Origin of the sequence: Chryseobacterium sp. GVT01B (assembly GCF_019970045.1) — a bacterium.
Lineage (GTDB): Bacteria > Bacteroidota > Bacteroidia > Flavobacteriales > Weeksellaceae > Chryseobacterium.
Window position 1 is genome coordinate 35,097 of the sequence record NZ_JAHXYI010000001.1, and the last position, 14,869, is coordinate 49,965.

At 37.1% G+C, this 14,869-nt stretch carries 13 protein-coding genes; all 13 read left to right on the forward strand.

Features of this window, described 5'->3' with window-relative positions:
- Nucleotides 1–4: 4 nt before the first annotated feature.
- The 13 genes from mraZ to ftsA all read left to right on the forward strand — a co-directional run bounded on the left by mraZ (nucleotide 5) and on the right by ftsA (nucleotide 14,809).
- A complete protein-coding gene (gene mraZ, locus LC457_RS00130; RefSeq protein WP_223598095.1) occupies nucleotides 5–463 on the forward strand; it encodes a division/cell wall cluster transcriptional repressor MraZ in 459 nt (152 codons plus the stop codon).
- Between the two features lie 49 nt (nucleotides 464–512).
- Nucleotides 513–1,406 carry a 16S rRNA (cytosine(1402)-N(4))-methyltransferase RsmH gene (gene rsmH, locus LC457_RS00135; protein ID WP_223598096.1) on the forward strand — a complete coding sequence of 298 codons (894 nt, stop codon included), beginning with the start codon at nucleotides 513–515 and terminating at the stop codon, nucleotides 1,404–1,406.
- Between the two features lie 66 nt (nucleotides 1,407–1,472).
- The gene (locus LC457_RS00140; RefSeq protein ID WP_047377999.1) at nucleotides 1,473–1,838 is read left to right on the forward strand and encodes an FtsL-like putative cell division protein; all 366 of its coding nucleotides are present in this window, start codon (nucleotides 1,473–1,475) and stop codon (nucleotides 1,836–1,838) included.
- The gene (locus LC457_RS00145; RefSeq protein ID WP_223598097.1) at nucleotides 1,822–3,813 is read left to right on the forward strand and encodes a penicillin-binding transpeptidase domain-containing protein; all 1,992 of its coding nucleotides are present in this window, start codon (nucleotides 1,822–1,824) and stop codon (nucleotides 3,811–3,813) included. Before LC457_RS00140 ends, LC457_RS00145 begins: the two co-directional genes overlap by 17 nt.
- A gap of 57 nt (nucleotides 3,814–3,870) precedes the next feature.
- The gene (locus LC457_RS00150; protein ID WP_223598098.1) at nucleotides 3,871–5,331 is read left to right on the forward strand and encodes a UDP-N-acetylmuramoyl-L-alanyl-D-glutamate--2,6-diaminopimelate ligase; all 1,461 of its coding nucleotides are present in this window, start codon (nucleotides 3,871–3,873) and stop codon (nucleotides 5,329–5,331) included.
- Between the two features lie 41 nt (nucleotides 5,332–5,372).
- Nucleotides 5,373–5,750, forward strand: coding sequence for a four helix bundle protein (locus LC457_RS00155; RefSeq protein ID WP_223598099.1), 378 nt, complete (start codon nucleotides 5,373–5,375; stop codon nucleotides 5,748–5,750).
- 44 nt (nucleotides 5,751–5,794) lie between these two features.
- Nucleotides 5,795–7,036, forward strand: a complete 1,242-nt coding sequence (gene mraY, locus LC457_RS00160) for a phospho-N-acetylmuramoyl-pentapeptide-transferase (RefSeq protein WP_223598100.1) — start codon at nucleotides 5,795–5,797, stop codon at nucleotides 7,034–7,036.
- A gap of 82 nt (nucleotides 7,037–7,118) precedes the next feature.
- The gene (gene murD, locus LC457_RS00165) at nucleotides 7,119–8,444 is read left to right on the forward strand and encodes a UDP-N-acetylmuramoyl-L-alanine--D-glutamate ligase (protein WP_223598101.1); all 1,326 of its coding nucleotides are present in this window, start codon (nucleotides 7,119–7,121) and stop codon (nucleotides 8,442–8,444) included.
- 86 nt (nucleotides 8,445–8,530) lie between these two features.
- Nucleotides 8,531–9,769, forward strand: a complete 1,239-nt coding sequence (locus LC457_RS00170) for an FtsW/RodA/SpoVE family cell cycle protein (protein WP_149834337.1) — start codon at nucleotides 8,531–8,533, stop codon at nucleotides 9,767–9,769.
- A 1-nt stretch (nucleotide 9,770) separates the two neighbouring features.
- A complete protein-coding gene (gene murG / locus LC457_RS00175; RefSeq protein ID WP_223598102.1) occupies nucleotides 9,771–10,868 on the forward strand; it encodes an undecaprenyldiphospho-muramoylpentapeptide beta-N-acetylglucosaminyltransferase in 1,098 nt (365 codons plus the stop codon).
- Nucleotides 10,869–10,949: 81 nt separating this feature from the next.
- On the forward strand, nucleotides 10,950–12,308 hold the full coding sequence (gene murC, locus LC457_RS00180; RefSeq protein WP_223598103.1) for a UDP-N-acetylmuramate--L-alanine ligase: 1,359 nt from the start codon (nucleotides 10,950–10,952) through the stop codon (nucleotides 12,306–12,308).
- 65 nt (nucleotides 12,309–12,373) lie between these two features.
- Nucleotides 12,374–13,339, forward strand: a complete 966-nt coding sequence (locus LC457_RS00185; protein WP_223598104.1) for a cell division protein FtsQ — start codon at nucleotides 12,374–12,376, stop codon at nucleotides 13,337–13,339.
- 84 nt (nucleotides 13,340–13,423) lie between these two features.
- Nucleotides 13,424–14,809: a cell division protein FtsA gene (gene ftsA / locus LC457_RS00190; protein ID WP_223598105.1), complete on the forward strand. Its 1,386-nt coding sequence runs from the start codon at nucleotides 13,424–13,426 to the stop codon at nucleotides 14,807–14,809.
- The last annotated feature ends 60 nt before the right edge of the window (nucleotides 14,810–14,869 follow it).

The following is a 14,869-nucleotide window of genomic DNA, read 5'->3' on the forward strand; positions in this document are numbered from 1 at the left end:
CCAAATGAAAAATTTCATTGGGACATATGAGTGCAAAATTGACGACAAAGGCCGCTTAAAAGTTCCTTCATCTTTAATTAAACAGATGGAAAACTTCGAAGACAAGGCATTTGTAGTCAAGAGATCTGTGTTCCAACCCTGTCTGGAAGTCTATCCTATGAATGCATGGGACAAACTGATGTGCAAAATTAATAAACTGAACAGATTCATAAAAAAGAATGCTGATTTCATACGAATGTTTACGGCAGGAGTAAAAACAGTAGAATTGGATAATGCAGGAAGATTACAGATCTCGAAAGACCTTACCGTTTTCGCAAATCTTCAGAAAGATATTGTGATTACCAGCGCAGGAGAACTCTTCGAAATTTGGGACAAAGATGCCTATGAAAAGGTAATTGCTACCAATGAAGCTGATTTTGCAAGCCTTGCCGAAGATGTGATGGGCTCTTTTGACGAAGAATAATGACAGTAGGTTATTAATTAATAGTATTAAATAAAAAACACAATTAAGCATGTATCATAACCCCGTTTTGTTGAAGCAGAGTGTTGATGATTTGGTGACGAATCCTGACGGAATATATGTGGACTGCACCTTTGGAGGCGGAGGCCACTCCAGGGAGATTTTGAGCAGACTTTCTGACAAAGGAAGATTGTTCAGTTTTGACCAGGATCTGGATGCACTTAAAAATACAATTGATGATCCAAGATTTACATTAGTTAATCAGAATTTCAGATTTCTGGAAAACTCATTACTGATGTACGGAGTTCCTCAGGTAGATGGTGTTTTGGCTGACCTGGGTGTTTCTTCACATCAGTTTGATGAAGCAGACAGAGGCTTTTCTACAAGAAGCAATGCTCCTTTGGATATGAGAATGAATGTAATGCAGAACCTTGATGCCAAAAGAGTGATTAATGAATATGAAGAAAGTGAACTTGCAGATCTTTTCTTTCACTATGGAGAATTAAGAGAGGCAAGAAAACTGGCAAGAGAAATTGTTCACCACAGAAAAACTAAAAGTATAGATACTACGGAAGATCTGAAAAAACTGTTCAGCTATATTCCGCCTCACAAAGTGAATAAGTTCTATGCACAGCTTTTTCAAGCAATAAGAATTGAAGTAAACCAGGAACTTGAGGTATTAAAAGAAATGCTGGTTCAGGCTTACAATGTTTTAAAACCGGAAGGAAGACTCGTTGTTATTTCCTACCACTCCTTAGAAGACCGTTTGGTAAAAAGATTCCTGAAAAACGGAATGTTCGAAGGAGAACCGGCAAGAGATATCTACGGAAATTATAAAAAGGCATTCGAATTGATAAAGAGTAAAGCAATCATTCCTGATGATCAGGAGATCGAAGAAAACTCAAGAGCAAGAAGTGCCAAAATGAGAACAGGAATAAAAGTATAAATGATCAATCATAAGTGATAAACGATATCAATTATCTTTTATCATTAATCAATTATAAATAAAGCTTTGGCTAAAAGAACAACAAATCGCCCCCAGAAAAGACTCACTTTTATAGATATTATAAAAGGAAACTTTCTGAATCGTGATGAGATCAAAATACATTACAAGTATTTTCTCCTGTTGTTTATACTGATGATGGCCATGATTTATACCAACCATCTCGTCAATAAAAAAATTAAAATTGTAAACGCCTTAAAGGAGGAAACAGAAGAATACAAATCAAGAAACGCTTACGCCCAGAGTAAGCTGATCAAAGTAAAAATGGAATCAGAGCTGGGGAAAGAGGTCGCCCGGGATTCATTAATGACCCTGGAAAACCACCCTCACAAATTGCTAATAAAACTGGACAGTACAGATGCAAAAGCAAAATGAATACGACAATAAACGTAAGAAAACGTTACGATGGGGCTACCTCTTTGCAGTGGTAGCTTTGTGCGTGTTTGTAATGTTCTTGGCAAGAATTGTTATTCTTCAGAATACCAATGTTCAGGAAATTAAAGACGATTACATTAATAAAAACTATCGTGAAGCTACTTTAAAGGCTGCCCGCGGAAATCTTTTTGCATCTGACGGCTCTATTCTCGCAACCACAGTGATGCGATATGATATCTATCTTGACTTCAAAACGATGAAAGATACAGTGTACTCCAATAATATCGGAGCGCTGACGGACTCATTGAGCAAAATGTTCGGAAAATCCAGAGGAGAATTCAGACAGAAATTTGACGAGCAGAAGAAAAAGAAAAACCAATACTACACGTTGGTAAAAGGTCTTGATTTTGACCAATACGACAGAATCAGAAAGTTTCCGATCTTTAAAAGAGGCAAAAATAAAGGAGGTTTTATTGTTGACCGAAATTATAAAAGAGAATTGGCTACTTCGGAAATCGGAGGCGGAACCATTGGTATGGATAACGGTGAGCTTAAATCCGGACTGGAAGGTGCTTTCTCGAAATATCTGACAGGAACTGACGGAAAAAGGCTTGAACAAAGAATCAATTCTTCTCAATGGAAACCTATCGACTTCTGGAAAGTACAGGAACCTGTAGACGGAGAAGATGTGTACACTACCTTAGACCTTAGAATTCAGGACATTGCACACTCCGCTCTGGAGAAACAGCTGATCCATTTTGAAGCAAAACACGGAACAGTGATTGTAATGGAGGTTGAGACCGGAAAAGTACGTGCTCTTGTTAACTTAAGAAGAACAGATTCAGGAGATTACGAAGACTCTTACAACTATGCCCTGAAAGATAATATTGAGCCGGGATCGACTTTTAAAACCATTTCGCTTCTGGCAGCAATGGATGACGGTTTCATTGATGAAAACACCACTGTAAACGTAGGAAACGGTGTCTGGACTTACGCAAAACAGAGAATTTCAGACGGGCACGGCGGAGGAACGTATGATATCAGTGATGTTTTAGCTAAATCCAGTAATGTAGGAACTGCAAAACTGATCACAAAATATTATGCAGAAAAGCCTCAGATATTCCTTGATCACCTGAAGCGCTGGAAACTATTCGATAAAATGGATATCGAACTTCCGGGAATCACAAAACCGAAGATTGTCACTCCACAAAATAAAAGATGGAATGCTGCAACACTGGCATCTATTTCTTACGGATACTCTTCCAACGTCAACCTTTTACAATTGACAACTTTCTACAACGGAGTTGCCAACGGAGGTAAAATGCTTAAGCCATTATTCATCGATAAAATCATGAAAGATGGAAAAGTAATGTACAATGCCAAGCCTGAAGTAATGGTTAATAAAATGGCATCGGAAAAAGCTATTAAAATGATGACCAGTGCTTTAACCAAAGCCGTAGAAAAAGGAACAGGACGAAGCATCTTTACTCCTAACCTTAAAATGGCAGGTAAAACCGGAACCGCAAGATTTGAATACTGGCTGCCTGGCCCTATGAAATACAGAGCATCATTCGCTGGGTTTTATCCGGCAGATGCACCAAAATACACCTGTTATGTAATGATCAGCGAACCCAATACATCAATAGGATTTTATGGGGGACCCGTTTCAGCACCCGTGTTTAAGGAAATTGCAGGTAAAACATTCCTGAAAACACCTCAGAATATTGAAAAAGAAATGCTTGTAGACAAAAAGGTAAACCTGAGTAAAATGGTTGAGCCTAATGTAAAAGTAGCAGTAAATGATAAGCAAATGCCAAATGTCGTAGGATTAATCGGTAAAAACGTAATCCCGCAATTGGAAAACTTAGGATATCGTGTCGACTATAAAGGAGTGGGAAGAATTAAAGAACAATTCCCATTAGAAGGCACAACGATCAGTAAAAATCAGAGAATTTATTTATCTCTGCAGAACTAAAACAAAGTCCCGTAAGGACAATTTAAACCAAAATAGGGCAGAGCCTTATTGATAAAAATGATTATAACAGAATTAGTAAACAGAATCCCAGTACTGGAAATTCACGGTGATAACAACCGCGAGGTTACGGAATTGGTGATCGACAGCAGAAAGGTTACAGAAAACTCTCTTTATATTGCAATGAGAGGAACAGTGGTGGATGGTCACTCATTCATTGTATCTGCTATTGAAAAAGGTGCTGCAGCAATCGTTTGTGAAGAATTTCCGGAAACATTGGTTGAAAATGTAACCTATGTTCAGGTAAAAGATTCTTCTAAAGCTTTGGGACATCTTGCTTCCAACTTCTATGGAAACCCTTCTCAGAAAATAAAACTGATTGGCGTTACAGGAACTAATGGGAAAACATCTGTTTCTACCCTACTTTTTGATGTCTTCAAAAACTTAGGATATGATTCTGCATTGCTTTCCACTGTTGAAATCAGAATTGGTGAAGAAATTATCCCGGCAACACACACTACACCTGATGTAATTACGATCAACAGGATTTTGGCTGAAGCGGTAGAAAAAGGATGTGAATTTGCCTTCATGGAAGTAAGCTCACATGGAATTGCTCAAAACAGAATTGAAGGATTACACTTCAAAATAGCGGGCTTTACCAACCTTACTCATGATCATTTAGATTATCATAAAACCTTCGAAGAATATTTAAAAACAAAGAAAAGATTCTTCGACCAATTAGAAGATACAGCTATTGCTATCACCAATGTAGATGATAAAAATGGCAACGTCATGCTTCAGAATACGAAGGCTAAAAAGAAGTCTTATGCTTTAAAAACCATGGCAGACTATCACGGAAAGCTTTTAGAAGTAGATTTCAACGGAATGCTGTTGAACTTTAACGGAAAAGAATTCTGGACGACCCTTACCGGAAAATTCAATGTATACAATTTGCTGCTTGTATTCGGAATTGCTGAAGAACTTGGTTTTGAACAGGACGAAATTCTTCAGGCAGTCAGCAAACTAAAAAGAGTTTCCGGAAGGTTTGAAACTTTCAAATCCGATGGTGGTATTTTCTTTATCGTAGATTATGCGCACACTCCGGATGCATTAGAAAACATTCTGGACAGCATCAACGATATCAGAACCAAAAACGAAAGATTAATCACCGTATTCGGCTGCGGAGGAGACAGAGATCACTCCAAAAGACCGGAAATGGGAAATATTGCCACTAAAAAATCAACACTGGCAATCATCACTTCAGATAATCCGAGAACAGAAGATCCTACACAGATCATCAAAGAAATTGAAGCAGGCGTTGAACCTCAAAACTTCAGCAAATACACTTCAATTCCGGACAGAAGAGAAGCCATAAAGATGGCGATAAAATTTGCAGAACCTAAAGATATTGTTTTGGTTGCCGGAAAAGGCCACGAAACCTATCAGGAGATAAATGGTGTAAAACATCATTTTGATGACAAAGAAGTAATTAATGAGCTTTGGAAATTAATGTCTAAATAGATTGAAAGATTAAACTTATTTAATGATTTAAAAATTTGATAATGACGAAGAATTTTGAAAATTTTCCTGTATATATCAAAAGTTTAGACCTTATTCAAAAAGTTTATGAGTTTCTTCAAAATCCAAGCTTTGAAAAAGAATTTGAATTTAATAACCAGATAAAAAGAGCGAGCTTTTCAATTAGCAACAATATTGCAGAAGGCTCAGAATATAATAACAACAGACAATTTATTAGATATTTAAAAATTGCGAAAGGCAGCTGTGCTGAAGTCAAAAGTATGCTGATTGTAAGTAAAAGATTAAAATTAGGAGACGAAAATAAAGCTGAAGAAATCATCACCCTTTCAAGAGAGGTCTCTTCAAACATATCAAACTTTATTAAGTATTTAAGTGAAAATATTGAGAAACCCAATTTTTAAATCTTTAAATAAATTAAATTTTTAAATAATAAAAAAACAGAAACATGCTATACTATCTATACGAATATCTAACCAGCCATGGAATTCACGTTCCGGGATTAGGATTGTTGAAATACATTTCCTTCCGTGCCGGAATGGCTGTATTATTCTCTCTGATTATTGCTCTTGTCTACGGAAAAAGAGTAATCAATTACCTGAGAACAAAACAAATGGGAGAATTGGTACGTGATCTTGGATTAGATGGCCAAAAACAAAAAGAAGGAACTCCTACCATGGGAGGACTTATCATCATTTTGGCAACCATCATTCCCGTATTGCTGTTTACAAGAATTACCAATGTGTATATTGTACTGTTATTGGTTTCAATGTTTTGGATGGGAGCCATTGGTTTCCTTGATGATTATTTAAAGAAAATCAAAAAAAATAAAGACGGATTAAGTGGTAAATTCAAAATTGTAGGACAGGTCGGATTAGGGCTAATTGTCGGAATTACAATGTATTTCCACCCGGATATTACAGTTAAAAGAAAATATGCCGATGCTAAAGTGGTGAACAGAAACAATGTAGAACAAAACTTTATGCCTACAGAAAAAATTACCGTTTCCACCGTTCCTTTTGCAAAGAACAATGAGTTTGATTATAGCGGAATTTTATTTTGGATGAATGATAAAGATGCCCATGAGTGGGCATGGATTGTCTTTATTCCTATTGTCATCTTTATTGTAACAGCCGTTTCAAACGGAGCCAATATTACAGATGGAATAGACGGTCTCGCCGCAGGAACAAGTGCCATTATATTGCTTACACTGGCTCTTTTCGCTTATCTTTCAGGGAACATCATCTTTGCAGATTATCTCAATATCATGTTCCTTCCTAATATGGGAGAAACCACCATTTTTGCCGTGGCAATGGTAGGTGCCGTGATCGGATTCTTCTGGTACAACACCTATCCTGCACAAGTTTTCATGGGAGATACCGGAAGTTTGATGCTTGGAGGAGTAATTGCCGTTTTAGCTATTATTTTAAGAAAAGAATTGCTGATTCCTGTATTATGCGGAATCTTCTTAATTGAAAACGTATCTGTAATGCTTCAGGTCGTAGTTTTCAAATACAGAAAAAGAAAATTCGGGCTGGAATATGCCCAGAACAATAGACTATTCAAAATGTCACCATTACACCACCATTATCAGAAAGAAGGTTTCCACGAAAGTAAAATCGTAAACAGAATGATCATCATCGGGGTAATACTGGCTATTGTATGTCTGATCACATTAAAAATGAGATAAAAATCAATTTAAAAATTAAAAGATTGAAACATTGAATAATTTTTTTAATCATTAAATCTTTTAATCATTAAATCAAAATAATATGAAAATAGTTGTTTTAGGAGGTGGAGAAAGCGGATGCGGAGCTGCTTATTTGGCTAAAAAGAAAGGTCTGGAAGTATTTCTTTCAGATAAAGGAGCCATTAAGGATAACTATAAGCAGTTTCTTACCGATAATGAAATTGAATTTGAAGAAGGAAACCACGATGAAGAAAAGATTTTAAATGCGGACTGGATCGTAAAAAGCCCGGGAATTCCGAAAAAGGCAGACATCATCAATAAAATCCATGAAAAAGGAATCAGACTTTCCTCTGAAATTGAATTTGCTTCTGAATTTACAGACGCCAAGATCATTGCCATTACCGGAAGCAACGGAAAAACAACCACTACTTCCCTGATCTATTATATCCTGAAAAATGACGGATTGAATGTAGGTTTGGGAGGAAACATAGGATATAGCTTTGCCAAGCAGGTTGCAGATGAAAACCATGAATATTATGTGCTGGAGGTAAGCTCTTTCCAGTTGGATGATATTCAGAATTTCAGACCTTATATTTCTTTACTGTTGAATCTGTCAAAAGATCACCTGGATCAGTACAACTACAACTATGAAGAATATGCGCTGGCAAAATTCAGAATCACTGAAAATCAGGAAAATGATAATTTCTTCATCTATAACAAGGATGATGAAATGAGCAAAAACCTTCTTGAAAAACTTGAAATAAAGGCTAAAATGGTTCCTTTTTCAACAAAAGAGAAGCTACCTGAAGGAGGTTTTGTGAATGAAGATGAGATTGTGGTAAAAATGAAAGACGAATTCTCAATGAAAGTTGATGAATTGTCTCTATTGGGAAATCACAACGTAGCCAATAGCTTGGCAGCATCTATTGCCGGTAAGATATTAAAAATCAACAATGAAAGCATCAGACATTCACTGATGACCTTTCAGGCTGTAGAACACAGATTGGAATTAGTAACTGAAATTGACAGTGTAAAATACATCAACGACAGTAAAGCAACCAATGTGAATGCTACTTACTACGCTCTGGAAAGTATGAAAACACCAACCGTATGGATTGTTGGTGGACTAGATAAAGGAAATGACTATACCGAAATTGAAGATTTAGTCAAAAGAAAAGTAAAGGCCATTGTTTGCCTTGGAGTAGATAACAAGAAGATCATAGATTTCTTTAAAGACAAAAAAGAGGTTATTTATGATACTTCAAGCATGGAAGAAGCCGTGAGAATTTCAAAATCACTGGCTAAAAAGGGTGATACTGTTTTACTATCTCCATGCTGCGCAAGCTTTGACTTGTTCAAAAGCTATGAAGACAGAGGACGCCAGTTTAAAGAGCAGGTATTAAAGTAAAAATGTAAAAAGTATTAATGTATTAACGTATTAATGATCATCAATTTCATCAATACATTTTACATCAGTACATGAATACAATAATTATGGACGAACAGAACACAGAAAACAGATTTGAATTTCTAAAGGGCGATAAAGTACTTTGGATGGTTATCCTTGTGATCTCCATCTTCTCTATTTTCCCGGTATACTCTGCAAGTTCAAATCTCGAATACATTGTTAATAACGGGACCACAACAGGTCACGTGATCAAACATATGTTCTTTGTAGTCTTAGGATTAGCCATTATGAGACTGGTAGGAACCATAAAATATGAATACATCGGAAAGCTCAGCAGTATCCTGCTTGGCCTTATGATTGTTCTGTTGATTGTCACCATGTTTACCGGACAGACCATTGACGGAGCCAGTGCTTCCAGATGGCTTAAAATCCCGGGAACACCGATTTCCTTCCAGCCTTCATCATTTGCTTTTTTAATGTTAATCATCTATCTGTGCAGATATTTAACCAAAAAGATCACCAGAGAAAGGCTTCCGATAGAGAATATCATGTATATTTTCGGACCTATCCTGCTTGTTTTCGTATTGGTAGCAAAGGATAACGGTTCCACGGCATTAATGATTCTAATGGTTTCCGTTGTGGTTCTTGTCATAGGACAGCTTCACTGGAAATACATTGCAGGGTTTATCTCAGCATCATTCGTAGCCATTGTTCTATTTTTATTAATAGCGCTGAATACAAACATGATCGGAGGTAACCGTGTTCACACATGGATGAGCCGTGTAGAAACATTTACCTCAAGCAAAGCAAAATCTGCCGATGTAGATGATGAGAGTGTAAAAGCGAAAAACTATCAGGTAATGCAGGCCAAAGCAGCCATCGTACACGGTGGGATTACCGGAATGGGGCCAGGAAAAAGCGCATTGAAACAAATGCTTCCACAATCTGCCTCCGACTTTATTTTCGCTGTCATTGTAGAAGAATACGGAGTGATAGGAGCTGCTTTTCTAATCAGTTTATATCTGATTATGATGATCAGGATCGTGATGATTGCCAGTAAGATGCCTGCATTTTTCGGATCGTTGCTCGTGCTCAGTCTTGGAGTGATGATCTTCATTCAGCTTTCGGTAAACATAGCCGTTGCTGTAAATCTGATCCCGGTAACAGGACAGCCTCTGCCTTTGATCAGTTATGGAGGAACCTCAATGCTAGTCACCTATTTACAGTTAGGTATTATTTTAAATATAAGCTCAAGAATCCAGATTTATGATGAAGAAGGAATGGGCAAAAAACAAAGTATAGCAGAAATAAACGATATCGCTTAAAATGGACAAAAAATTAAAAATAGTATTATCCGGCGGAGGAACAGGAGGACATATCTTCCCGGCTATCGCCATTGCGGATGAGATCAGAAAGAGATTTCCTGAAGCAGAATTTTTGTTCATTGGTGCCAACGGGAAAATGGAAATGGAAAAAGTTCCTCAGGCAGGTTATAAAATCGAAGGAATTGATATCGCAGGAATAGACAGAGGAAACCTGTTATCCAATCTGGGACTTCCTTTCAAGATTCTGAAAAGTTTATCAAAATCTAAAAGGATTATCAAAAACTTCGCTCCCGATTTTGCTGTAGGAACCGGAGGATTTGCCAGCGGACCAGCCCTTTATGAAGCAAGCAAAATGGGAATTCCGATTTTCATACAAGAGCAGAATGCCCATGCAGGAGTAACTAATAAAATCTTAAGCAAGAAAGCTAAAGCCGTTTTTACAGCTTACCCGAAAGTAGAAGGTTTTCCGGCAGAGAAAATAAAATTCCTGGGAAATCCGATTCGTGAGAACATCGTTTCAGGAATGCAGGAAACCGCTCAGGCAAAAGAAAAAATGGGATTGAATAAAGACAAGCTTACCATTCTTTCTGTAGGAGGTTCTTTAGGATCCAGAACATTGAATAATGCCTGGAAATCTCATTTAAAACAAATTGTAGATAAAGATTATCAGCTGATCTGGCAGACAGGAAAGCTTGATTATAAAGATATTATAAACGAAACAAAAGATATAGCCACCGAAAACATTCAGATCCTTGAATTCATCAAAGACATGGAACTGGCTTATTCTGCAGCTGACATCATCGTTTCCAGAGCCGGAGCAATTGCCATTTCAGAGCTGGCAGTGGCACAAAAACCGGTACTCTTGGTCCCTTTCCCTTTTGCAGCGGAAGACCACCAAACGAAAAATGCCATGAATCTGGTTGAAAAAAATGCAGCCAGAATGATAAAAGACTCTGAAATGCAGGAAAAATTCTGGAATACATTATCAGAGATCTGCGAAAATGAAAGTGTAAGAAAAGAAATGTCCGACAATCTGAAATATTTTGCCAAGCCAAATGCTGCAAAAGAGATTGTAGACGAAATATTTAATAAACTGTAAAAAGTACCATTGTAAAATGTATTAATGACAACAATACTCATGAATACATTGTACATGAATACAACAATACAAAACAAAAAAATGAACATTTTACAAACATATCAGACTTTTTACTTCGTTGGAATCGGAGGTATCGGAATGAGTGCATTAGCGCGCTATTTCAATGCATCCGGAAAAAAAGTATTGGGTTACGACAAGACCAATACAAAATTGACTCAGAATCTGATGAATGAAGGGATTGATATTGTTTTTGAAGACCTTATTGATGAAAGGATAACTTCTCTTCAGAAAGAAGACACATTGGTGATCTATACCCCGGCCATCAAAACGCTTGGAATATTGGATTATTTCAATGAAAATCAGTTTGAAGTATTGAAACGAGCTAAGGTTTTAGGATTAATTACTGAAAATACAGACTGTATTGCTATAGCAGGAACCCATGGAAAGACAACAACGTCTACTCTTGTGGCTCATTTATGCAAAGAAGCAGATCTTCCTTTCTCATGCTTTTTAGGAGGAATTTCCGAAAACTTTAAATCCAACTTCCTGTACAATGGTTCTACTTATTCTGTAGTAGAGGCTGATGAATATGACAGAAGCTTCCTTAACCTTTCCCCGGACTGGGCAGTGGTAACTTCTACAGATGCAGATCACCTGGATATTTATGGAGATAAAAGTCATATCGAAGAAGGATTCAGACAGTTTGCAGCTTTAGTACCTCAAGACCAACAGCTTTTTGTAAGAAAAGGACTGGAAATTGGTAGAGGGCACCAAACCTATGCAGTAAATGAACCTGCAGACTACTATTCTGACAACCTGCGTATGGAGCATGATAAAATTTATTTTGACTTCCATACTCCTGTTGAAACAATAAAGGATTTCGTTTGGGAAATTCCGGGAATCCATAATGTGGAGAATGCTACTGTAGCACTGGCTATTCTGCATAATTTAGGCGCAGATTTTGATACGCTGAAAAAGGCAATTGCCAATTTTAAAGGAATTAAAAGAAGATACACGAAACATATTTATCAAAATGGTAAAATTTACATTGATGATTATGCCCACCATCCTACAGAAATCAATGCTGTAATGGGCTCAATCAAAACATTTTATCCTGATAAAAAACTATTGGTAGCCTTCCAGCCCCACCTTTTCAGCAGAACCAGAGATTTCGCGGACGGGTTTGCAGAAAGTTTAAGCAAAGCAGATGAACTTATTCTGCTTGATATTTACCCTGCAAGAGAACTTCAGGAAAACTTTGAAGGAATTACTTCAAGTTGGCTGCTGGAAAAAGTAACATTAGATAAAAAAGAAGTATCGACATTATCCGATGCTTTTGAAAAAATAAAAGAAAAAGATTTTGACATCCTTCTTACTGTAGGCGCAGGAAATATAGACACCCTGTATGATGCTATCTGTGAATGGATAAGTAAATTGTAAAAAGTAATAATGTATTTAAGTATTCATGAATACATTTTACATAAATACGTGAATACAAAAAATGTATGAAAAATAAATACAGAATATTAAAAATTGCTGTCACTGTAATCATCCTTGGATTGTTACTGAGTTTCTCGTTGAAGAGATTCAGCCACCAACAGATTACAGACAATAAGATTTCTGTAAAAATGAGTGAAAAAACTCCGGTTTATTTTGTTGATGAAAAAGATATCAGAGAGATTGTAAAAAAAGAAAATCCTTCTGGAAAAGTGGGTGACCTTAATATCCCTTCCTTAGAAAAAAGAATCAATGCACTTCCGGCGGTCGATAGTGCCAATGTCTATCTGAACCTGAATGGAAAACTGAATCTGGATATTAAGCAGAGAGTACCTGTTTTCAGGCTTAATAAAGATGGAAAAGACTTTTATGTAGATGAAAAAGGGATTGAGTTTCCCATTTCAAGAACGTATTCTCATCCATGTATGCTGGTAACCGGAAATGTACAGCCGGATGAATATGAAAAACTGGCAGAACTGGTAGAAAAGATCGATAAAGATGATTTCAGCAAGAAATATTTTATTGGAATTTCAAAAAGCAAAGACAGCTACAATCTTCTGACAAGTGAAGGAAATTACCGGGTAGAAATTGGAGATCTGGATAATATTGACTTTAAAGTAAAAGGATTTAAAACCTTTGTGGAAAAATATCTTGTGTACCAGGATCCACAGAAGTACAGCATGGTTTCAGTAAAATACCAGAATCAGATTGTTACTACTTTAAACCCTTATTTTAAAGAAAACGATAGTATTTTAAAAGCAGGAAAAATGGAACTGGCAAAAGCCCCTACTCCAATGGCAGCAGCAAAGAAGACAGATGCTAAGCCAAAGATAGCGGAAGCAAAAAAGACAAGCCCCACGCCTGCAAAAACAAAAGAAAGCACAAAAGCACATACAAAAGAAGCAAAAAAACCAGAGAAAAAATCAAGTGCTAAGGCTTTGTCCAAGCCAAAGACAAAAGTAAAAATAGAATAAGTCCTTTTGGACATTCAATACACAAATAGGAGATCATCCTTAGAGAAAAAAAGGAAAAAGTAGAAAAAATCAAATCGATATAAAATGGAAAATCAAGAGTATTCAGTAGGTCTGGACATCGGGACAACAAAGATAGTCGCGATTGTCGGAAGAAGGAATGCACACGGGAAAATAGAAGTTCTCGGTGTAGGAAAAGCTAAAAGTCTTGGTGTTCATAAGGGTATTGTGAATAATATTTCACAGACTATTAATTCAATCAAGGCTGCAGTATCCGAAGCACAATCCAGTGCAGGCGTTCCTATCCGCAAAGTTACGGTAGGTATTGCAGGAAAACACATCCGTTCTCTGCAGCACTCCGATTATATTATGCGTGAACATCCTGATAAATTTATTACAGACGATGACATTGAAGCATTAAAAGATCAGGTGAAAAAGCTGGTGATGCTTCCTGGAGAAGAAATTATCCACGTACTTCCTCAAGAATATAAAGTGGATTCCGAGGGTGAAATTCAGGAACCCGTCGGGATGCATGGAAAGCGTTTAGAAGCCAACTTCCACGTTGTAGTAGGCCAGATGGGCAGCATCAGAAATATTGCAAGATGCGTTCGTGAAGCCGGATTAGAAATGGAAGCCCTTACTTTAGAACCATTGGCATCTTCAGAAGCTGTTCTTACAAAAGAAGAAAAAGAAGCCGGTGTTGCCATTGTTGACATTGGTGGTGGTACAACAGACATTGCGATATTTAAAGATAATATCATCCGTCATACCTGTGTGATTCCATACGGAGGCGGAATTATTACCGAAGATATCAAAGAAGGCTGTTCCATTATAGAGAAACATGCAGAACAACTTAAAGTAAAGTTTGGTTCGGCTGTTCCCGAATTAGAAAAAGACAGTACTTTTGTAACCATTCCGGGGCTTCACGGCAGACCGGACAAAGAAATTTCTTTAAAAACTTTAGCACAGATCATCAATGCAAGAGTAGAAGAAGTTTTGGAAATGGTTAATACAGAACTGAAAGCTTATGGTGCTTTTGAACAAAAGAAAAAGCTTATTGCCGGAATCGTTCTTACAGGCGGTGGTTCAAACTTAAAACATCTTCGTCAGCTGGCCAATTATACCACAGGTTTTGACAGCAGAATCGGTTTTGCGAATGAATATATCGCCAACGATAAAAATCAGTACCTGAAAGGCCCTGAATTTGCTACCTCTATCGGGTTACTGATGGAGAGTTTAAAGATCAGAGACAAAAAACAGAATGCTGACGAAATCATAGAAGTTGTTGCAGAACAGCCAAAGCAGGAAACCGCTTCAGTACAGACAGAAACGGTTCAGCAGGTTCAGCAGGCAGCACCTGTTCAGGAGCAGCAGTCTTTTGAGAATGAAAGACAGGAGAACAGAAAGGCGAAATTGACCTTCGGGCAGTCGCTTATGGAAAAAGTAAAAAAATTCTTTGAAGAAGTAGAGTAAATTATAAATGATGAATGATAAGCGATAAACGATCTTTTCCTTATCAATTATCATTGATCA

Coding starts and splice junctions, on each gene's coding strand:
- LC457_RS00150 (WP_223598098.1), top strand. CDS start 3,871: ATGATTATAACAGAATTAGTAAACAGAATCCCAGTACTGGAAATTCAC.
- ftsA (WP_223598105.1), top strand. CDS start 13,424: ATGGAAAATCAAGAGTATTCAGTAGGTCTGGACATCGGGACAACAAAG.
- LC457_RS00170 (WP_149834337.1), top strand. CDS start 8,531: ATGGACGAACAGAACACAGAAAACAGATTTGAATTTCTAAAGGGCGAT.
- rsmH (WP_223598096.1), top strand. CDS start 513: ATGTATCATAACCCCGTTTTGTTGAAGCAGAGTGTTGATGATTTGGTG.
- murG (WP_223598102.1), top strand. CDS start 9,771: ATGGACAAAAAATTAAAAATAGTATTATCCGGCGGAGGAACAGGAGGA.
- mraY (WP_223598100.1), top strand. CDS start 5,795: ATGCTATACTATCTATACGAATATCTAACCAGCCATGGAATTCACGTT.
- LC457_RS00185 (WP_223598104.1), top strand. CDS start 12,374: ATGAAAAATAAATACAGAATATTAAAAATTGCTGTCACTGTAATCATC.
- LC457_RS00155 (WP_223598099.1), top strand. CDS start 5,373: ATGACGAAGAATTTTGAAAATTTTCCTGTATATATCAAAAGTTTAGAC.
- murD (WP_223598101.1), top strand. CDS start 7,119: ATGAAAATAGTTGTTTTAGGAGGTGGAGAAAGCGGATGCGGAGCTGCT.
- mraZ (WP_223598095.1), top strand. CDS start 5: ATGAAAAATTTCATTGGGACATATGAGTGCAAAATTGACGACAAAGGC.
- LC457_RS00145 (WP_223598097.1), top strand. CDS start 1,822: ATGCAAAAGCAAAATGAATACGACAATAAACGTAAGAAAACGTTACGA.
- murC (WP_223598103.1), top strand. CDS start 10,950: ATGAACATTTTACAAACATATCAGACTTTTTACTTCGTTGGAATCGGA.